The sequence below is a fragment of the Paenibacillus mesophilus genome (assembly GCF_005938385.1).
GTDB classification, from domain to species: domain Bacteria; phylum Bacillota; class Bacilli; order Paenibacillales; family NBRC-103111; genus Paenibacillus_AB; species Paenibacillus_AB mesophilus.
In genome coordinates this window covers 83,661-103,906 of sequence record NZ_VCRA01000013.1, presented here as the reverse complement: position 1 = coordinate 103,906, position 20,246 = coordinate 83,661, and the positions used below count along the sequence as shown (strand labels likewise).

The 20,246-nt window shown below is 56.3% G+C and carries 14 protein-coding genes; 13 read left to right on the top strand and 1 reads right to left on the bottom strand.

Annotated features, from left to right (window positions below; all coding sequences use genetic code 11):
- The first annotated feature begins 74 nt into the window (after positions 1 to 74).
- The 6 genes from FE783_RS22375 (at position 75) to FE783_RS22350 (ending at position 6,410) form a co-directional block, all read left to right on the top strand.
- Positions 75 to 1,136, top strand: coding sequence for a Gfo/Idh/MocA family protein (locus FE783_RS22375; RefSeq protein ID WP_138881620.1), 1,062 nt, complete (start codon positions 75 to 77; stop codon positions 1,134 to 1,136).
- Between the two features lie 286 nt (positions 1,137 to 1,422).
- Positions 1,423 to 3,309: an asparagine synthase (glutamine-hydrolyzing) gene (gene asnB, locus FE783_RS22370; protein ID WP_138881619.1), complete on the top strand. Its 1,887-nt coding sequence runs from the start codon at positions 1,423 to 1,425 to the stop codon at positions 3,307 to 3,309.
- Between the two features lie 123 nt (positions 3,310 to 3,432).
- The gene (locus FE783_RS22365) at positions 3,433 to 4,173 is read left to right on the top strand and encodes a Cof-type HAD-IIB family hydrolase (RefSeq protein WP_138881618.1); all 741 of its coding nucleotides are present in this window, start codon (positions 3,433 to 3,435) and stop codon (positions 4,171 to 4,173) included.
- A gap of 28 nt (positions 4,174 to 4,201) precedes the next feature.
- The gene (locus FE783_RS22360; RefSeq protein WP_138881617.1) at positions 4,202 to 4,687 is read left to right on the top strand and encodes a DUF456 domain-containing protein; all 486 of its coding nucleotides are present in this window, start codon (positions 4,202 to 4,204) and stop codon (positions 4,685 to 4,687) included.
- An 85-nt stretch (positions 4,688 to 4,772) separates the two neighbouring features.
- Entirely contained in the window at positions 4,773 to 5,498 is a 726-nt protein-coding gene (locus tag FE783_RS22355) for a ThuA domain-containing protein (protein ID WP_138881616.1), read from the top strand.
- Between the two features lie 75 nt (positions 5,499 to 5,573).
- Complete coding sequence (locus tag FE783_RS22350) at positions 5,574 to 6,410, top strand: sugar phosphate isomerase/epimerase family protein (RefSeq protein WP_138881615.1); 837 nt, start codon at positions 5,574 to 5,576, stop codon at positions 6,408 to 6,410.
- 417 nt (positions 6,411 to 6,827) lie between these two features.
- Here FE783_RS22350 and FE783_RS22345 read toward each other — a convergent pair whose 3' ends face one another.
- Positions 6,828 to 8,171 carry an FAD-dependent oxidoreductase gene (locus FE783_RS22345; protein ID WP_138881614.1) on the bottom strand — a complete coding sequence of 448 codons (1,344 nt, stop codon included), beginning with the start codon at positions 8,169 to 8,171 and terminating at the stop codon, positions 6,828 to 6,830.
- A gap of 125 nt (positions 8,172 to 8,296) precedes the next feature.
- Between FE783_RS22345 and FE783_RS22340 the strand changes: the two genes are divergently transcribed.
- From FE783_RS22340 to FE783_RS22310, 7 genes are all read left to right on the top strand, one after another.
- Positions 8,297 to 9,331: a LacI family DNA-binding transcriptional regulator gene (locus FE783_RS22340; protein ID WP_158301971.1), complete on the top strand. Its 1,035-nt coding sequence runs from the start codon at positions 8,297 to 8,299 to the stop codon at positions 9,329 to 9,331.
- Positions 9,332 to 10,181: 850 nt separating this feature from the next.
- A complete protein-coding gene (locus FE783_RS22335) occupies positions 10,182 to 14,045 on the top strand; it encodes a heparinase II/III domain-containing protein (RefSeq protein ID WP_138881612.1) in 3,864 nt (1,287 codons plus the stop codon).
- Positions 14,046 to 14,470: 425 nt separating this feature from the next.
- Positions 14,471 to 15,796: an ABC transporter substrate-binding protein gene (locus FE783_RS22330; protein ID WP_138881611.1), complete on the top strand. Its 1,326-nt coding sequence runs from the start codon at positions 14,471 to 14,473 to the stop codon at positions 15,794 to 15,796.
- 51 nt (positions 15,797 to 15,847) lie between these two features.
- Positions 15,848 to 16,729, top strand: coding sequence for a dihydrodipicolinate synthase family protein (locus FE783_RS22325; RefSeq protein WP_138881610.1), 882 nt, complete (start codon positions 15,848 to 15,850; stop codon positions 16,727 to 16,729).
- 12 nt (positions 16,730 to 16,741) lie between these two features.
- A complete protein-coding gene (locus FE783_RS22320; protein ID WP_238403202.1) occupies positions 16,742 to 17,641 on the top strand; it encodes a DMT family transporter in 900 nt (299 codons plus the stop codon).
- A gap of 63 nt (positions 17,642 to 17,704) precedes the next feature.
- Positions 17,705 to 18,805: a sialidase family protein gene (locus FE783_RS22315; protein WP_138881609.1), complete on the top strand. Its 1,101-nt coding sequence runs from the start codon at positions 17,705 to 17,707 to the stop codon at positions 18,803 to 18,805.
- A 466-nt stretch (positions 18,806 to 19,271) separates the two neighbouring features.
- The gene (locus FE783_RS22310) at positions 19,272 to 20,213 is read left to right on the top strand and encodes an AraC family transcriptional regulator (protein WP_138881608.1); all 942 of its coding nucleotides are present in this window, start codon (positions 19,272 to 19,274) and stop codon (positions 20,211 to 20,213) included.
- Positions 20,214 to 20,246: the final 33 nt, after the last annotated feature.

Below are 20,246 nucleotides of genomic sequence, written 5' to 3'. Positions count from 1 at the left end.
AATGGCTTGTCATCAAGCCCGGCAGCACTCATAATGAAATCGGAACAATATTTTACGTTTGGGGGAGAAACAGAATGGAAAAGTTGCGGATTGGCGCCGTGGGAACCGGAAATATTTTCAGAGGCATTCATTTGCCGGCTTGGCTTGCGAATCCTGAAGCGGAGATCGTTGCGGTATGCGACGCCTACCGTGCCGGGGCGCAGAAGATCGCCGACGAACACGGCATCAAGGACGTGTACGAGGACTATCGCGATGTCATCGCGCGCGACGATATCGACGTCATCAATATATGCACGCCTAACTTGTATCATTCGGAAGTCGCTATCGCCGCTCTGAAAGCCGGCAAGCACGTTTTCTGCGAAAAGCCGGACGCGATCAACCCGGACGAAGCGATCAAAATGGCCGAAGCGGCCAAAGCGAGCGGCAAAGTGCTCATGGTCATGCGCAACAACCGTTATCGCCCGGTATCGCAATTTTTGAAAAATTACGTGGAAAAAGGGCATATGGGCGATGTATACACCGGACGCTGCGGCTGGCTTCGCAGACGCGGCATTCCCGGCAAAGGCGGCTGGTTCACGACTAAGGAGCTGTCCGGTGGAGGACCGCTTATCGATCTGGGCGTACATATGATCGACCTCGCAATCTGGATTATGGGTAATCCGAAACCGGTAGCCGTCAGCGGCTCCGTGTATACGAAATTTGCAGGCAACGATCTGTCCGATTCGGAACACAGCGCGTTCGGCAACAAGCAGGCGGGCGGTACGTTTGACGTCGAGGATTTGGCGACGGGCTTTATCCGTTTCGAGAACGGGGCGTCGCTGCAAATCGAGTTCAGCTGGGCGTCCAACGTGGAAGCGGAAGGACGGTTCGTCGAGCTTCGCGGCACGAAAGCCGGCTTCAATCTGTTCAACGACGATCTGAAGCTGTTTACCGAGGTGGAAGGAACGCTGTGCAACGTCATTCCGCAGCTGCCGAAAGACTCGGGCGGACACAAAAACAACATCAACCACTTCGTGAATGTCGTCCATGGACGCGAGGAGCCGATCTTCGTGCCGGAGCAAGGCGTCGATATGATCAAAATTTTGAGCGCGATTTACGAGTCGGCCCAAACCGGCCGGGAAATCCGTCTAGACTAAGCGTAGTCCGGGAAAATCAAATTTGTCCAAAAGCCGCTTCCTGCCCATTTCGTGTGCAGGGGACGGCTTTTTTTGCGAGGAAAGGTTTTAGGGTAATTACCAATCGGTGCAAGCCGTTCCCGCCGAGTGATGGAACTTATATTTTTGCCGCAAATCTTTCGCCGCTTTTTGCTCGACATGACGGAAAACTGTAAATTCGGTGAATTTGCAAAGTAGGTGTGATATACTTGATTTCTAGTTGCGGTCATTACCGCCACACCCGTATGTAGAAAGAAGGATTGTACCGATGTGCGGCATAACAGGCATGATGTACTTCGACAATAGAGACATTTCCGACGCTTCCTTGCATGCGATGATGGACGTGATCCGCCACCGCGGTCCCGACGATTCAGGCGTATGGACGGACCCGGGCATCGGGCTCGGCTTCAGACGGCTTTCGATCATCGATTTGAAGGAAGGGCACCAACCGCTTTGCAACGAGGACGAATCCGTCTGGATCGTGTTCAACGGAGAAATATACAATTACCAGCCGCTTCGCGAACGGCTGCTGGCGCAAGGGCACCGTTTCCGGACGCATACGGACACGGAGGTCATCGTCCATCTGTACGAGGAATACGGCGAAGATTGCGTGCAGCATCTGCGCGGCATGTTCGGCTTCGTCATCTGGGACCGCGCCCGCAAGAAGCTGTTCGGCGCGCGCGATCATTTCGGCATCAAGCCGTTCTACTACGCCCATGACGGCAAGCGCTTCTTGTTCGCGTCCGAAATCAAGAGCCTGCTCGCCGTCGAAGGGTTCGAGAGGCGGCTGGCCGAGGAAAGCCTGCTGCAATATTTGACATTTCAATACGTCCCGGAGCCGAACACGATGTTCGAAGGCATCTCGAAGCTGCCTCCCGCGCATACCGTTACGGTAACGCCCGACGGCCGGATGAAATTGAACCGGTACTGGGACCCGATGTTCGCGCCGGTGCAGCGCCCGTTCCAAGATGTCGTGGAGGAACTGCGGGCCAAGCTGAAAGACTCGGTCATCCATCATATGCACAGCGACGTCGATAGGGGCTGCTTCTTGTCGAGCGGCATCGATTCGACCGCAATTGCGACGCACATGCGGGCGATCGAGCCGATCCGGACGTTCTCGGTCGGCTTCGAGGGAGCGAACAACGAGACGGTCATCGCCAAGGAAACGGCGGCCGCCATCGGGACGGAGCATTACGCTAAGATCATTACCGAGCGCGATTTCTTCGATTCGGTACCGAGCGCCGTCTGGCATCAGGACGAGCCTGTCGCCGACCCGTCGGCGATCGCCTTGTATCATGTCGCGAAGCTGGCCCGCGAGCACGTTACGGTCGTGCTGTCCGGCGAAGGTGCGGACGAGCTGTTCGGCGGCTACCGCATCTACCGGGAGCCGCTGGCGCTTCGCCCGCTGGGCTGGCTGCCGCTGCCTCTTAAGCGGATGCTGCATCAGATCGTCCGGCTGCTGCCCGGCGGTTTGACCGGACGCAACTATTTGCTGCGGGCCACGACGCCGCTCGAAGAACGGTTTCTCGGCAACGCCAAGCTGTTCGGGGAAGATGCGAAAGGCGCGCTCGTTCGATCGGGCCGGGGCTTGCTCCAGACGTATCAGGATCCATGGAAAGTCGCCGGACAATATTATGCCAAGACGAAGCATCTCGACCCGGTGACGCGGATGCAATATATCGACATGAACTTGTGGATGCCGGGCGATATACTGATGAAGGCGGACAAAATGACGATGGCGCACTCGCTCGAGCTGCGCGTGCCGTTCCTTGACAAAGAACTGTTCGAGTTTGCCCGGACGATACCGACCGATTATCGGCTCGGCGGCGGGACGACGAAATATGTGTTCCGGAAGGCGATGGAAGGCATCATTCCGGATTTTATCCTGAACCGGCCGAAGCTCGGGTTTCCCGTGCCTTTGCGCGACTGGCTGAAAGGGACTCGGGGTGCCGAATTGCTCGATCAAATACGGGCCTCCGGCATCGATCACATTCTGGAGCTGTCCGAAGTGGAACGGATGCTGAAGCTGCACCGGAACGGTCAGGGCGATTATTCGCGTCTCTTGTGGGCCGTATACATATTCGCTCTATGGCATTCCACTTATTTGCAGGAAGCGAAAGGCTATGGCCGCGAAAGAAGCGTAACGGTATCGTAAGCAGCGTTGTACTCGGAATAAGCTGCGAAGAATGTCTTCACTTTTGGGGGACCAAGTATGGGGGCTCCCCCAAAAGTACTCGGGATAAGCTGCGAAGAATAACTTCACTTTTGGGGGACCAGAATGGGACGCTACAAACTGATTGCGCTTGATATGGACGGCACGCTGCTGAACAGCGAGCATGAAGTTTCGGAGGAAAACCGCGCCTGGATGTTCAAGGCGCTGGATGCGGGCATAACCGTCATGCTGTCTACCGGTCGGGGCGTACAGAATGTGTATCCGTACACGGACAAGCTGAACTTGAATACGCCGATCGTCGCCGTCAACGGGGGCGAGGTGTACAGAGCTCCGGGCGACCTTCTCGTTCGCCATACGCTAGACGTCGAGTCGATCCGCGCCATGCATGCGATGGCGGTCCGCTATGACACCTGGTTTTGGGCGTACGCCGTCGAAGGGGTATTCAACAAGGAAACGTGGACCGATGACCTGAACTCGCTGCAATGGCTGAAATTCGGCTACTTTACGGACCACGACGAGAACCGGGCCCGCATCCTGAGCTGGCTGCAGGAGCAGGACCGGTACGAGATTACGAACTCCCACCCGCACAATCTGGAAATCAATCCGAAAGGGATCAGCAAGGCGAGCGGGATCGCCGAAATTTGCCGGCTGCTCGGCATCGGCATGTCCGAAGTGGTGGCGATGGGCGACAGCCTCAACGATATGACGATGATCCGCGAAGCCGGTCTCGGCGTGGCGATGGGGAATGCTCAGGATGCGCTCAAGGCGGCGGCCGACCTGGTCACGGTAACGAACAACGAGCACGCGGTAGCCAAAATCATTCGCGATTACGTGCTGGCCGATTGAATAGGCCGCCGCATCGGGAGGACATGCGATGGACATCCTTGGTTGGATATTGATCGTTGCGCTGTTTGCCGTCGGCATGGCGGGTGCGATCTTTCCCATTTTGCCGGGCGTTCTGGCCGTCTATGCAGCTTTTTTCGTTTTCGGGCTGTTTTTCGGGTTCGGCGAGTTCGGATTCTGGTTCTGGTTTCTGCAGACGTCGGCAGTCGCCGCCATCCTCATAGCCGATTACATTGTGAACGCATGGGGCGTCAAAAAGTTCGGCGGCTCGCGGGCCTCGGTCATCGGCAGCACGATCGGAATCCTCATCGGGCCGTTCGTCATCCCGGGTATCGGGCTGTTGGCCGGTCCGTTTCTCGGGGCGTGGATCGGCGAACTGTTCGCCGGCGCCGACATGAGACAGGCGACCCGCGTCGGAGTAGGCGCTCTCGTGGGCTTTTTGTCCAGTACGGTCGTCAAGCTGGTGCTTCAGGCGATCATGATTGTGTTGTTTATCGTATGGATATCCGCGAATTAACGCGGTGTACATAAAGTAAATCCATTTATAAGACATCCACGACCGACACGATGGCAACTTTATATGAATAAGGAGCTGAACGATTGTGATCCGAGTTACCGTATGGAATGAAAACGTGCATGAGAAGCTGAATGAGAAAATCGCCGCGATTTATCCGAAAGGGATTCACGGCGCCATTTCCGATGGCATCGCCGGAGAAGGGGTGCAAATCCGCACCGCTACGCTGGAGCAGCCCGAGCACGGGCTGACCGAGGAAGTGCTGAACGATACCGACGTATTGATCTGGTGGGGACACCGTGCGCATAAAGACGTATCCGACGAAATCGTGAACCGGGTACACGATCGCGTTCTGAAAGGAATGGGACTGATCGTGCTGCATTCGGGCCACTTCTCGAAAATTTTCAAGAAGCTGATGGGCACGAGCTGCGACCTGAAGTGGCGTGAGCAAGGCGATAAGGAGCGCCTCTGGGTCGTCGATCCGGCGCATCCGATCGCCGAAGGACTGGGCCAATATTTCGAGATCGAGCACGAGGAAATGTACGGCGAGCATTTCGACATTCCGGCTCCGGACGAGCTTGTATTCATCAGCTGGTTCGAGGGCGGAGAAGTGTTCCGCAGCGGCTGCACGTATCACCGCGGCAACGGGAAAGTATTCTACTTCCGTCCGGGTCACGAAACGTATCCGACGTACTATAACAAGGACGTGCTGCGCGTTATTTCCAATGCGGTGAATTGGGCAGCACCCCGTCACGGCATACGGCAAACGTACGGCAACGCGAAGCCGCTCGAGCCGATCAAAGGCCAACAGTAATCCATTCGCCCGCCTGTTCCGCATAAGGAGCACGGCGGGTTTTTGGCAAGGAAACGAGATAGGGGAGGAACCGCGATGAAGCTTTCTTTTACGACACTCGGCTGCCCGCAATGGGATTTGGAGACGATTATCGCGAGAGCGGTCGAATACGGCTTTGACGGAGTCGATTTCCGCGGGCTTCAAGGCCATATGAACGTGTATGAGCTGAGTCCGTTTGCCGCCGATTATGCGGGGACGCGCAGCCGTTTCGAGGCCGCGGGGCTTGCTGTCACCTGCTTTTCCAGCTCGATTACGCTCGTGTCGCAAGCCCGGGAGGCGCAAAATCTCGAGGAGCTGGCGAGGTACGCGGAGCTGTGCGGACGGTTCGGCACGAGGTATATCCGGGCGTTCGGCGGCAGGCTGAACGGCACCGACCGGTCCGCCGGGCTAGACACCGCCCGTTCCTTGCTCGAACGGATGGAGCCGATTCTCCGCCAAGCCGGCGTCAAGCTGATTATCGAAACTCACGACGATTGGACCCGCTGCGAGGACGTGCTCACGCTGCTGGACGGAACTTCCCCCGATACGGTAGGAGTGCTATGGGACGTCCACCATCCTTACCGGATGTTCGGCGAAAGACCGGAGGAGACTTGGAAGGCGCTTGGCGGCCGCATCGAATATACGCACTGGAAAGATTCGCTCCCGGATGCGAACGAAGCGGGGAAATTCCGTTACCGGTTCATGGGCGAAGGGGATGTGCCTTTCGGCGATATTCATTCGGTGCTGCGGGCTAACGGGTACGACGGCTGGTATACGTTCGAGTGGGAGAAGCATTGGCATCCGGATCTCGAGGAGCCGGAGCTCGCGTTTCCTCGATATGTGCGCTATATGCGGGAGCTGGAGTCGGCGGGATCGGGACGGGGGAACGCATAGTTCGATATGGACGAGAAGTATGAAGACCTGCAGTGTTGAGCTGCAGGTCTTTTCGCGACTATGAACCTGAGTAAACGATTAGTGAACTTCATTTGCTTGTTTCCCGGCTTGTTGCGGACTATCTGGTAGCTAGTGAACCTGAGTATTCTAATACTGAACATAGGTATATTAATAGCATACTCAGGTTTACTATTGGTGGAAAAGCGTCATTTCGGCATAGCGATAGCGAAATGAGGTTCACAATTAGTGAAATTCGGTTCGCTGTCGTCAAAAAGGGGGACTCACGCGCAATGTTACATAAGGCGCGGCTTTTCATACAGCGGTCCGCTTCAACGAAGCACTCGGTTCGCTGTCATCAAAAAGGAGGGCTCGTGCCCATTGCTACATAAGGCACGGCGTTTCATACAGCGGTCGGCCTCAACGAAGCACGGCGTTTCCGGCTTCCAGCTCGCGCTGCAGCTCTCGGATGTCGACGTCCGCCGGCCGGACTCCATGCTTGACCGCAAGCCCCGCCGCCGTGCCGGCCGCCTGCCCGGTCGCCATGCAGCTCGGCGTCAGCCGCGTCGTCGCAAGTGCTTCGTGCGAGGTGGAGATGCACCGGCCCGCAGCGAGCAGATTGGTTACCGTCTGCGGAAGGAGGCAGCGGTACGGAATATCGTAGGCGCCGTCGCCCTCTACCCAGGCAGCCGTGACGCCTTTGCCGGACGGATCGTGAATATCGATCGGATAGCCGCTGCGCGCGATCGTATCCTCAAACCGCCGGCCCTGCACGACGTCTTCGGCCTGGAGCGTGTACAAGCCGTCTATGCGGCGCGTCTCGCGGATGCCGATTTGCGTGCCTACCGTGGAAATCGACGCTTTCTCGAAGCCCGGCAAATGAGCGGTCATAAACTCCGCCACCATCAGCACCTGCTCGCGGCCAAGCTGCTCCGCTTCGGTCAAGTCCTCGACCTTCGTGCCGTCCAATCCTTGCACCCGCGTCGTATTGACGAGCACCTCATCCTCGTTCGGTCCGGTGAATAGAAGGACACCGTCGCGATTAATCGGCAAATTCGCTTCCTTCCAATGCTTGTAAAATCCCATAATGCCCGACAGCGGCAGCTGCTCCAGCTCCCCGAACGGCGTTTTGGCATAAAATTCGTCCGGATGCTCGATCATATACCGCTTCACTTTGTCGAGATCGACCCCGCGCATGCGGAATTTCATCGTCATCGGCTGAGTCCGCTTATCGCCTTCCCGGCCCTGCAGGCAAGGTGCTCCCGACAAGAAGGCGACGTCGGCATCGCCGGTCGTATCGACGAATACGTTGCCGCGCACATCGATTTGCCCGGATTTGCCGGACAACCGCACGGATTCGATTCGTTCGCCGTCCATACGGACATGTTCGACGAAGCTGTGGAGGAGCAGCTTGACCCCGGCTTCCTTGAGCATGTTTACCGCAACGACTTTGTAATATTCCGGATGATAAGGCGTAATCGTGTGGACGAAGCCGACCGTATCCCGCACGTGACCGGGCGATGCGCCTCTCTCCGCCAGCCGCTCGACGATTTCTTGGGCGATTCCTTTGATGACCTGCTTGCCGTCCATCGTATGGAACGTCATCCACGGATAGACGAGCGCAGCCGTCGACATCCCCCCGATAAAGCCGTATTTCTCCACCAGCACCGTCTTGAATCCGCTGCGCCCGGCGGCGATCGCGGCCGCGACTCCGGCAGGTCCGCCCCCGCATACGACGATGTCCGCTTCTATCGTTTGAACCATGATCCTCTCTCCCTTGTACCGAATACCCCCATCGTAACAGCGGAGGGCGGTTTCTGTTAGTTTAAATTTAGTTTAAAATGAAACAAACGGAGAACCATTCCATCGACAACAAGGAGGATATCCCCGTGCCCCGTAAAGAAATAACGCTGCAGCATATTGCCGACGAGCTCGGATTGACGATACAGACGGTATCCAAGGCGCTTCGAGGAAAACCGGGCATGTCGGAAGAGACGCGCAGCAAAATCATACGTCTGGCCCGCAAGCTCGGCTATATGACGAAGGAGCAGGTCGATTCGCTCCTTGCCGACAAAATAGCGCCGTATCCGTATGTAAGACGCCGGTTCGTGCTAGTCCAGAACGATCAATCGCTGAACCATAACCGGCTTCTGTTGAAAGGGCTGCACGAGCGGTTTTGGGAAATCGGCCATACGGTGGAGCCGGTGCTGCTGCCGCCGGGGCTCAAGGATACCGAATTCGGGGAATGGGCGGAGACGGCCGGCTTGCCGTATGCCGAAGGTATTTTTATCGCGCCCAGGCTGAGCGTGTATTCGCTGGAGGATAAGCTGTTGAAGCTGCCCGTCCCCCGCATTCTGCTTAATTATCCCTCGCCGGAATCGAAGGTGGACTGCGTCATCTGGGACGTTTATGAGGCGATGTTCCAATCGGTCCGGCACTTGAGCCGGATGGGGCACGAGCGCATTTTGTACGTGGGGGACGTGAAAAGCCAACGGGGGTTCATACTCCGCTGGCAGGCGTTCGTCGAAGCGATGAAGGAAACGGGCTGCGGCGTCTCGCCGGAGGAACATGCTATCGTTCGCAGTGCGTCAGACGACTGGCTCCGTCAATTCGAGGCGGCTTACCGCCGCATGCAGCCTACGGCCATCATTTGCGGGATTGACGAAGAAACCGTCCCCGTCTACCACAAGCTGACGGCAATGGGCGTCCGCATACCTCGCGACTGCTCGCTCATCGCCCTGCTGAACGAGCAGACCGAGCATTTGCCGCTCGTCACGCGGCCGATGCTGCTCATTCGAGAGGCCGGTTACCGCGCGGCGGACCGGATGCTGTGGCGGATCGCTAACCCTCATCTGCCTTATGAGGAGATCCGGCTGCGGGGAGACTTCTATACAGGGAGTACCGTGCTGAAGCTGCAGAAGTAACGGCTTGTTCGGCCTCAAGATTTTCGCACAAAAACCCCCTTGTTACTCCGAATGGGAGTCAGGGGGTTCGCTTTAGCCGGTCTGCCCGGCCTGATCCGAAACTGCCCGGAATCAAGGAAATGACCTAAAATAAGAGGCACTGTCAGCTTTTATTCCGTCGGTCAGCCGGAAAAACAGGGAAATGATATGGTAAAGACCGCTATTTGCATCGCCGTTCGCCGTTCCATTATGCTTAGGAATCTACTTCAGAAAACGCGGGCGTGAGACTCTCCTTATTGTCGCTTTTAGTTCAGTTCAGCGTAATCAAGCGAGAGTAGCGCTTTGCCGGCAAATCTCCCGTATCGTATTGTACCGACGCCGATTTTCGATAACTTCAATTCCGCTAATCGGCCGCCGCGGAACAACTAGTTCCGTTATGGTGCCATGGAAGCGAGTCCGGAAGGCCAAACGGAACATTCAGTTCCGTTATCGGCGCTGAAACATGCGGTTAACCGCCCCCAAGGGCGGATTAGCGGAACTCAAACTTCCTTTCGGCCCTATTGGGCCTTCATTTTCGAAAATAGCGGAACTTTCTCTTCCGTAAGGTCTAGACTTCACATCTACATCGTTTGCAGCGGGAATCGGTGAACGCCTCATTTTTTTGCTGGTCAATCGGATCGGAATAGATGTATAATAACCTTTGCATACAGGTTAACTACATATATGATACAAGTACGTAACATCAACACCATTTGCAGGAGGTGGTTTTTCACAGAAAAGTTGTAAGCGTTGTCATGTAGTTGAAGCATGGACACCGAGATTCGGCCTCATGATCCGTTAGAACCGACAAATGATAGCGGGAGGGTAACTGATGAGCATTAAGATCCGACGATCACTGTACACGCTGCTCTGTTTTTTGCTGCTGGCTTCAATGGCTCCGGCCGCCTTGCCGGGAATCGCTTCGGCGGCGCCGCTGCCGCTTAGAGACTACACGATGCCCGACACGACCGTATACTTATTCGGGAATGCATCCGGCACCCCCGCCGTAACGCTTGTCGGCGATCCGAATGCGGCGCCGAAGGTGACGACGGCTACATACGGGGTCAAAATCCAATCGACGCTGGCAGCGGCTTCGCGGACGTTCGAATTCTCCGTACCGCGTACCGGAACGTACATGATCAAGCTGGGCGGCATGACCGCGACCGACGGCGGAACGGCCGACGTCGCCATCGACGGGGTGAAGTCGGCCCGCTACAGCTTCTACAGCGTGACGGGCCAATATCCGCGGCCCGATCAGTATATCAAGCAGCTGCCGCTTACGGCGGGCTTGCATACGATTACGTTGACCGTTACTCATAAAGGCAATGCGATCGGCAACGGAACCGGAACTTCCATGTATCCGGCCCGCCTCGTCCTTACCGACCTGGGCGCCGTAACGAACAGCAAGACGCGCCGGACGTACTACACCGACGAGAAGCTGGCAGCCGCGCGGCAAAACGTGCAGCTGTACGACTGGGCCGCAGCCCTGCGCAACAGCGTGCTGGCCAAGGCGGATGCTTATGCCGCGCTAGGCTACGACAATTTGTGGAAGCTCGTCCCGACCCAGGCGATTCCTCGCAGCTACAACACGAACCAGCTGACGGGCAACTTCAGCCCGATATCCGGCGATCTGAAAAGCTACGGCAATTACCCGTGGAAAGCCGATCCGCTGAACGATCCTTGGAAAATTGTCGATCCCGCCAGCGGCTACAAGTTCCCGACGAATGACTTCGGCGCTTATTACGCCAGCGGTCTCGACGCTCACGGCAATTTCGATCCGACGATCGCCGACCGCAGCCTGCTCGTCAACACGCTGTATCCGAATAAAGGTCCGACATGGGGCGTGGATGACGGCTACGGCTGGGTTGATCCTGCAACGAACAAACGGTATACATTCATCGCGTATTACGCCCACTGGTTTGCCTGGTACGGCGGCACGGCCAATATCAATTCGGCGCTGAGCAACTTGCAGAGCGCCTACATTTACACCGGAGACGAGAAGTACGCCAAGGCGGGCGCCGTCCTGCTGGACCGGATCGCGGACGTGTACCCTTCCATGGACGTGGCCGAATTCAGCAACGCCGTATACGTCAATTCGCACGGCGGCACGGGCGACGGCAAAGTGGTCGGGTCGATCTGGGAAACCTCGCTCGTCAAAGTATTTAGCGGCGCTTACGACGCGTTCTTCACCGCATTCGACGCGCCTGATGTCGTATCTTTCCTGCAGGGGAAAGGCCAGCAGTACAATTTGCCGCTGAAGCAGAACGGCGCCCAAATCCGCCGCAACATCGAGGACGGCATATTGCGTCAAGTCGCGCCGGGCATGTTCTGGGATCAAATCCGCGGCAATAACGGATTCCACCAAAGCGCGGTGGCGCTGGCGGCGGTTGTGCACGATACGCTGCCGGAGACGAAGCAGTGGCTGGATTACGTATTCCAGCCGGGTACGTTCGTAAATTCGATTCCGCGCCGCGTCACCGGCGGCAACGTGCTGTTCAGCATGGTGAACGACGTAGACCGGGACGGTCACGGCAACGAAGCCGGGCCGGGCTATAACCGGCTGTGGATCGGCAATTATTTGACAGTGGCCGACGCTCTGGACGGCTACGATAAATACCCGGACGCGGATTTGTACGAGAACGTGAAGTTCCGCAAAATGTTCGAAGCGATGTACCCGCTCATTATGCTAGGAAGGTATACGCCTTCGATTGGGGACAGCGGCACAACGGGGCAGCCGGGCATTTTGGTGGATAAGGCGCAATCGATCGAAGCGTTCGAGCAGTTCGGCGATCCGGTCTATGCGCAGCTGGCCTACATGCTGAACGGAAATAAAACAGACGGCATCCATTCCGACGTGTATACGACCGATCCGAACAAGGTCGCGCGCGATATCGAGGCGGTCATCCAGCAGTACGGCCCGCTTGATCTGGACAGCACCAACTTGACGGGATACGGGCTCGCCGCACTCAGGGACGGCGAAGCCGGAACCGGCTCCGACACGAGGCGCGCTCTGTGGATGTATTACGGCCGTACGAGCGGCCACGGCCATCGCGATGCGCTCAACCTCGGGCTATACGGCTTCGGACTCGATCTGATGCCGGACTTGGGCTATCCCGAGCAGGCGAACGCAACCGACGTAAACCGGTTCGAATGGGTACAGAATACGATCAGCCATAATACGGTTATGATCGACAAGCAGAAGCAGCTGGCTATGTGGGACGGAACGCCGATCCATTACGATGACAGCCCGATGGTGAAATGGATCGAAGTCGAGGCGCCGAAAGCCTATGCGCAAGCCGAGCGGTTCAAGCGTACGTCCGCGCTCGTGAAGGTTGACGAGACCAATTCGTACGCCGTCGATTTCTTCCGCGTTAAAGGAGGCAATGACCACCATTTCAGCTTCCACGCGGCGGAAGGTCCGGTGACGACGGAAGGGCTCAATCTGACCGCGCAGCCGACCGGAACGTATGCGGGACCCGACGTGCCGTTCGGACAGCGTCCGGCGGGCGATAGCGTTACCGGGAGCGGATATACGGGGCCGGGCTTCCATTGGCTGAAAAACGTCCAGCGCGACAACAGCCCGTCAGGCACGTTCAGCGTCGACTATGACGTAGTCGATACTTGGAACGCTACCCCGCAAAACGACGATGTGCACGTGCGCCTGACGATGCTCGGCAATACGGGCGACGTCGCCCTTGCCGACGGGGTGCCTCCGCAGAACAAGCCGGGCAATCCGGACAGCGTCAAATACGTGATCGCTCATCGAAGCGGCACGAATTTGGACAGCACGTTTACTTCGGTTATCGAGCCTTACAAGGACGCGCGTTTCGTGAGCGCCATTCAGGAAGCGTCCGTAACGGCGGCTCCCGGCTCGGTCGTCGCGGACGTATACGGCGTCCGTGCGGTCAAGGTGCAGCTGACGAACGGACGGACCGACTATATCGTCAGCTCGCCGAATCCGGAAGCGGCATTCCTCATCGACGGCACAATCCGTTTCCAAGGCTCGCTCGGCGTCTACTCCGAGAAGGACGGCATGCCTGTCTTTACTTACGTGAACGACGGCGCTTATATCGGCAAGCCGGGTACGGCTTACGAGAGCGCCGGCGTCGGCAGGCTGCAGGGAACGATCGCCGACTTCACGAGAGAGCTGTCGCTTTCCAACAAGCTGAAGGTGCAGTTGGATTTGCAAGGTCAAGCACCGGATAGTCTTGTCGGAAAATCCGTATTCGTGCAAAATGACGGGAAACGCAATGCGGTGTATACGATTCGCGGCGTTCAACCGCTCGGCGGGAATCAGTATGAATTCGATCTCGGCGACGTTACGCTTATACGGGCGTATGCCAGCGCTACCGATCTGAATCAGGGGTTCGTTTACGACGTCGCAGCCGGCAGCACGTTCGTCATACCGCTTTCCCGCCAGAAGCTGTATTTGTCGGACGTGACGATCGTATCGCCCGCATCGGAGCTGACCAAAAACGAAACCGTCCATTTGCAAGTCAAAGGCTCGTATGCGGACGGCAGCGAGGCCGATTTATCCGGTTATAACTTCGTGTGGAACAGCGATCATCCCAACATTGCCAATGTGAACGATGAAGACCGATTGAAGGCTCATAACATAGGAACGACGACGATTGCGACAACGGTGAGCTTGGGCGGTGTGGAGCGAACGGGGGCTTTGCAAATTACGGTGAAGTAAGGGTACGAGGAAGCGCGAAGAAGGGGGCTTGCCGATCTGCAGGGTGTCACTGCGGAGGGCGGGCCTCTTCTTCCTATCCGTTTCGAAAGTTTCGATAAAATACGTATTGACGATCCCGATTATAATTTGTATTCTTAAAAAGAAAGGAATAGATGTTATGGTATGACCATCTTACGTAAACGGCTGCTCCTGATTTATGCGCTGCTGACGGATCCGGGCGGCACTAGCCTGCCCATCATTTCGGAGAGGTTGTACGGCCCGAAAAATCGCGCATAGAATGGGTGAGGACAGCAGTCATTTACACTGGTCAGACCATAGTATACTAAAAGGGGCAGGAAGGAGGGAACCGGTTCCATTTCATTAGATCGGATCGGATCGGCGCAAGAAAAGGGGATCTTTGCAAAAAACTCGGGGAGTTGAGTGATGTGCGGTCAAAAACATTGCTGCTGACGGCAGCCGTTTGCTTACTGGTTACCGCTTGCGGAACGAAACAAAATACGGATTCCGCTTCCAAGGATACGGGCAAATCGACAGATCCGGCTCAAGACGCCAAAAAAGTGGTCGATACGCCTACGGATTTATACATCGCTTATCCCGGCGCCGGGGAGAAGCCCGACTTGTTCATGCAGCGGTTCGGAGAGCAGATTCAGAAGAAATTTCCGAACTACACGTTGAAATATGTCCCGCGGATCACTGCGGAGGGGACGAATTATTTCGCCTCGCACATCGCTTCCGGCGCGCCGATCGATATCATGATTTCTTCGCTCGGCACGACGACCCAATTTTTGACCAACCTGAAACTTGAAAGCGATATCAGCGATTTGATCAAAAAATACAATTACGACTTGACCCGCCTCGAGCCGTCGCTTATCGATATCCAGCGCCAGCTGGCGAACGGAGGCATTTACGGTCTCCCGTGGACGAGCGGCAGCATCGTGTTTTTGTACAACAAAGACTTGTTCGATAAATTCGGGGTCGCTTATCCGAAGGACGGGATGACTTGGGATGAGACGTACGAGCTGGCCAAGAAGCTGACCCGGACGGACGCCGGAACGGTGTACAAGGGGGCTGCGTTCCAGTTCGAGAACTCGATGGGCACGAATCAACTGTCCGCCCCGTATTTCGATCCGAAAACGCATAAGGCGAAATTTCTGGAAGACAGCTTCGTCAAGGCGTTCGACAATTTGGCCCGCTTCTATAAAATTCCCGGCAACGAACCACCCGCAGTCGCGCCGGCTACCGCCTTTCAGAAAGACAAGAACGTCGCGATGTTTATGGGCACGAGCGGCCAGATCAAGCCGACAGCCGAACAGGTGCCGAACTGGAATGCGGTGTCTACGCCGGATATGCCGCAAAAGCGGGGTGTAGGCTTCCAGGCGGCCCCCGAATACTTCTACATTACGAAGATGAGCAAATCGCGCGACGCCGCTTTCCAAGTGCTCGCCTATATCGCTTCGGACGAATACCAGGAATGGATGGGCAGGACGACCGCGATTCTCCCGATAGCGAAAAATCCGGATAAGCTGATGCAGACGTTCGGCGCCGATTTGCCCGGCTTCCAAGGGAAAAACGTGAAGTCGCTGATCCCCCGCGCGTACGCTCCGCTGACGGTAACGCCGTATTTGACGACAGGCAACTCGGAGATGACGACGGCGCTCAAAGATTATTTGGGAGGCAAAGATTTGAACACGGCGCTGCGCGAAGCCGGAGAACGGGCGGATAAGCGTATAGCGACGGAGCAAGGAAAGTAACCGGCACGATAAATATAGAAGGCTTAACGCCAAGATAGGGAGAGAGAAAACATGACAAAGCAAGGCTTTTATCCGGCATTAGGAACGCCGCTTGACGACACGGGGCATGTCATTGTTTCCAGTTTGCAGCGGCATGTGGAGGATCAAGTGAACGCAGGCGCGGCCGGGCTGCTCGTAATGGGCTCGATGGGCCAGCAGCCGTATATCGCGAACAGCGAACCGGTGAAGATCGCTAGAGCCGCAGTCGAGGCGGCGAAAGGGGCGTGCCCCGTGCTCGTAGGCGTTATGGACAATTCGGTCGGACGCGTCAAGGAACGGATCGGGCAGCTTGCGGGACTCGACATAGACGGTGTAGTGGCGACGACGCCGTTCTATTATCCGTTGACTCAAGGAGACATCGTCAATTTCTTCACAGCGCTCGCGTCCTATTCGCCTTATCCGGTATACTTGTACGATTTGGCGGTCGTGACGCAAAGCAAAATTACGGCCGACACGGCGGCTCGCCTGATGACCGTGCCGAACATTGCCGGCATCAAGACGGGCGATCTGACTACGGCGAGAGTGCTGTCGAGACTGAAGCCGTCCGTCAACCCGGAGTTCAGCATCATGTTCAGCGGACTGGACTTGTTCGACACGGCATACGGCTACGGCGTACGCGAAAATTTGGACGGCATGTTCAGCTGTACCGCCGCCATCACCTCGACGATGTACAAGGCGCTAGAGAGAGGCGACAGCGAATCGGCGGCCAAAAGCCTCGACGATATTTTGCTGCTGCGCGACACGTTCGTGGAAGTCGGCGTTTTCCCGGGATTCACCCATGCGATGAATTTGCTCGGCTTCGAAGGGTCGTTCCACCCGGATTACATGCAGCCGATCGATCCGGCACGGCAAGAAAAAGTGAAAGCCCGCATGCAGCAGTTGAGGCTGATCTAAGTCCGGATAACCATGAAAGCCGGTACGGAAGTGCTCCGTTCTTACGTTCTCTTATTGCTGTGCGTCACCGTATGGGGGAGCAATATCGTCATTAATTCCATGCTTCTTGCCGATATGCCCCCTCTTCTTCTCGGTGCGTCGAGGCTCCTAATCGCATCGCTGTTTCTCGTGGTTTATGCGGCTTCAACGAAAAGATTGATCAAGCTGACCAGGCGGGACTGGATCTTTTTATTGCCGCTTGGCTTTTTCGGCACTTTTATAAGCCAGCTTTTTTATTACGCCGGCTTGACTTATGCCGACGCTACTACGGCCGCTCTCATCTATGCGCTCGGGCCGATTACGATTGCTCTGCTATCCGCTCTCTTTCTCGGAGAGACTTTCACTGGGCGGCTATTGCTCGGTTCCGTATTTTCGATCGCCGGAGTTTACTTCGCCGTGGGAGGCAGCTCCGGACTCCATGCATCGCTCGGCGTGATCTATACGTTCGCCTCGATGGTTTCCGTTGCCGTTTCTTATATCTTGATCAGGAAATGGATGTACCGGAGAGACCCTTTCATCTCAAGCGTATATTGGACGGTTATCGGGACCTGCATGCTGATTCCGTATTCCCTGACGAACGAATCTCTCGCGCATCTCGGCCAGCCGCTATGGGTTTGGCTGCTTATCGCCGTCACATCCGTGGTAGGACAGGGGCTCTGCTTCGTGATTTGGAATCGGCAGATCAACAAGGTCGGTACGAGCAGAACGTCGCTGTTTCTTTATTTGCAGCCCGTGGTCACCATGATAGCGGGTTATCTTATACTCGGAACACAGATTGTCGCTTCGCAGCTGGCTGGAGGCCTGTTGATTGTTATCGGGGTTGCCGCTGCGACGCTTCAGGCCAGAAAAGGAAACATGGTAACCGAAGCGTAGCTTGCTGCGGGAGCAGTTGAACGGATCAGTCGCAAATATAGAGAGAAAGAGGATGAGAAACGAATGCTGCAGAAAAAGGGGAACGTCGTATTGGATCTTCGTCCCGGAGAAGGAAATCCGCGCAACAGCGAAGGAGCTTTTCTCGATTTGAAGGACGGCCGGCTGCTGTTCGTTTACAGCCGTTTTATCGGAGAATCGAGCGGCGACGCCGGGCTTGCTTGTCTCGCCGCGCGGTATTCGGCCGACGAAGGGGAGAGCTGGTCCGGGGACGAGGTGATCGTCCGGCCGGAGGAGCACGATGCGATGAACCTGATGAGCGTCACGCTGATGCGTATGCTGAACGGGGATGTCGGGCTGTTTTATTTGATCCGGTACGGGCTGCACGATATGAGGCTGCATCTGCGGCGATCGGCGGACGAGGGGAAGACGTGGAGCGAAGCGGTATGCTGCATACCCGGTCCCGGCTACTACGTGGTGAATAACGACCGGGTCATCCGGCTTGCAAGCGGAAGGCTGGTCGTTCCGGCCGCCTATCACAAAGTCCGAGGCGATAGCAAGACGGACTGGAAGTCGCTCGACGTCAGGGGCGTCGCGCATTTCTACTTGTCGGATGACGACGGAGTCTCTTGGAGAGAGGCGAGAAACTACTGTGTCCTGCCGTATTCGCGCACAATCAGCGGGCTTCAAGAGCCGGGCGTGGTCGAATTGAAGAACGGCAGCTTGTTTGCGTGGGCCAGAACGGACGTGGGCTGCCAATACGGCATGTACTCCGCCGACGGCGGCGAAACGTGGAGTGCCGCGGAGCCTACGCCGTTCTCCTCGCCATGCTCGCCGCTGTCGCTCAAACGAATTCCGCAGACGGACTTGCTTCTGGCCGTCTGGAACCCGATTCCCCATTACCAGACGAGGGATTACACGAGAATATCCGGAGGGCGTACGCCGCTCGTAGGGGCGATCAGCAAGGACGAAGGGGTTACGTGGACGGATTTCTTCGCCGCCGAGCTGGAGGAGGACCGGGGCGGCTACTGTTATACCGCGATTCACTTCACCGGCGACGCCGTCCTGCTCGCCTATTGTGCGGGGGAGCCGGAAGACCGCTCGCGTCTGGCCCGGCTGAAGGTGCGCAAAATCCGGCTGTCGGACATTATTCCGTCCTCATCTTGAATATAGATAGTTGCGCGGCCCGGTTCCTCGAACCGGGCTGTTTGTGAACGATTCAGAAAGTTTAACTTCGCTAAAGCGTTAAAGCGAAGTGCGAGTTTTTTGAACCAAGAAAAACTTCCGGTGTTCGGGGTCCCCGAAAAGTACCCGGCGTAATCTTCGAAGGATAGCGTCACTTTTTGGGGTGAGAGTAGCGGTCGCTCATCCTTGAAGTACGTCGATAGACGTTTTTCTTATCGATAAGGAAAGTTTAACTTCGCTAAAGCGTTAAAGTGAAGTGAGACTTTCCTTACCAAGAATAAGCTACCGCTAAAACACGAATGCACATCATCGAAAGGCTTCGATCAGAAGCTTTTCTTATGGGCGGCTCTTTGCGGAGATCCGACGCAACATCTTTTTGTGTAACCGTTTCATCCTTGATGTGATATGATGGTGACAGTTGTATGCGGGTAGGAGAGGAGCGGTGATCATGTCGCCTTCCAACGTTACGAAATTTACGAGCGTCCCCGGCAAGAGACGCTTTCAGTTCGATTGCGTGCATGCTCAGGAGCAGATCCAGTACGGTGCGATTTCCCTTTACCAGTTCGGCGATTTAAGCTGCGATGCCGGATTCGTCCTATCGAACCATACGCAAGTTTGCTACGAAATCTCGTACATCGTCTCCGGAAAAGGCTGGTTCGGCACAAACGGCGCCCGCTATGATCTCGGACAGGGCGACCTTTATATCGGCGCGCCGGGGGAGCAGCATGAGGGAGGGGCGGATGCGGACGATCCGTACCGGTACTTTTACTTGGGCTTCCATTTCAATACGGCTTCGTTCCAGGACAGTCCGCTGCTTGCGATCAAGGAGATGATCGACAACAAGCAAACGCCGCGGTGCAAAGACCGTCTGGACATCCGGACTCCTTTCGCGGGCGTGCTTAAGGAATTGAGCTCCGCGAGCCCGTTCTCGCAAACGATGATTCAATCGTATTTGGAACAAATACTGGTGCTCACGTACCGCAACTTCTTCTCCGACTGGGAAGCCAAATACCCGGGGGAGGGCTGGGAAAACTCGGCCAAAAGAGCGGTGTTCGCCGCCATTCATTATATTGACGACCGGCTGCTCAAAATCGACGACCTGAAGGAAGTGTCCGACGCGTTCGGATACAGCTTGTCCTACTTGTCCCACCTGTTCGCCAAGGAAACCGGAGAAAGTCTGCGTCATTATTATGCGAAGCGCAAATGGGAGAAAACGGTCGAGCTGATGAAGGAAGGCAATTACAGCATAACGGAAATCGCCGCCATTATGCGGTACGACTCGATCCATACGTTCAGTCGCGCGTTCCGAAAAGCGTTCGGGCTTTCTCCTTCGAGCTATATCAAGGAACATTTCGGCAAAAGCGGCACAAGCCCGGGGACAGGCGAATAGAGGGCGCCCGGCCTCGCGAATGACAAGGAGAAC

Excerpts from the sequence above, each read along its gene's own strand:
- FE783_RS22325 (WP_138881610.1), top strand. The coding sequence starts at position 15,848 with ATGACAAAGCAAGGCTTTTATCCGGCATTAGGAACGCCGCTTGACGAC.
- FE783_RS22375 (WP_138881620.1), top strand. The coding sequence starts at position 75 with ATGGAAAAGTTGCGGATTGGCGCCGTGGGAACCGGAAATATTTTCAGA.
- FE783_RS22315 (WP_138881609.1), top strand. The coding sequence starts at position 17,705 with ATGCTGCAGAAAAAGGGGAACGTCGTATTGGATCTTCGTCCCGGAGAA.
- asnB (WP_138881619.1), top strand. The coding sequence starts at position 1,423 with ATGTGCGGCATAACAGGCATGATGTACTTCGACAATAGAGACATTTCC.
- FE783_RS22310 (WP_138881608.1), top strand. The coding sequence starts at position 19,272 with ATGTCGCCTTCCAACGTTACGAAATTTACGAGCGTCCCCGGCAAGAGA.
- FE783_RS22320 (WP_238403202.1), top strand. The coding sequence starts at position 16,742 with ATGAAAGCCGGTACGGAAGTGCTCCGTTCTTACGTTCTCTTATTGCTG.
- FE783_RS22350 (WP_138881615.1), top strand. The coding sequence starts at position 5,574 with ATGAAGCTTTCTTTTACGACACTCGGCTGCCCGCAATGGGATTTGGAG.
- FE783_RS22360 (WP_138881617.1), top strand. The coding sequence starts at position 4,202 with ATGGACATCCTTGGTTGGATATTGATCGTTGCGCTGTTTGCCGTCGGC.
- FE783_RS22365 (WP_138881618.1), top strand. The coding sequence starts at position 3,433 with ATGGGACGCTACAAACTGATTGCGCTTGATATGGACGGCACGCTGCTG.
- FE783_RS22345 (WP_138881614.1), bottom strand. The coding sequence starts at position 8,171 with ATGGTTCAAACGATAGAAGCGGACATCGTCGTATGCGGGGGCGGACCT.
- FE783_RS22335 (WP_138881612.1), top strand. The coding sequence starts at position 10,182 with ATGAGCATTAAGATCCGACGATCACTGTACACGCTGCTCTGTTTTTTG.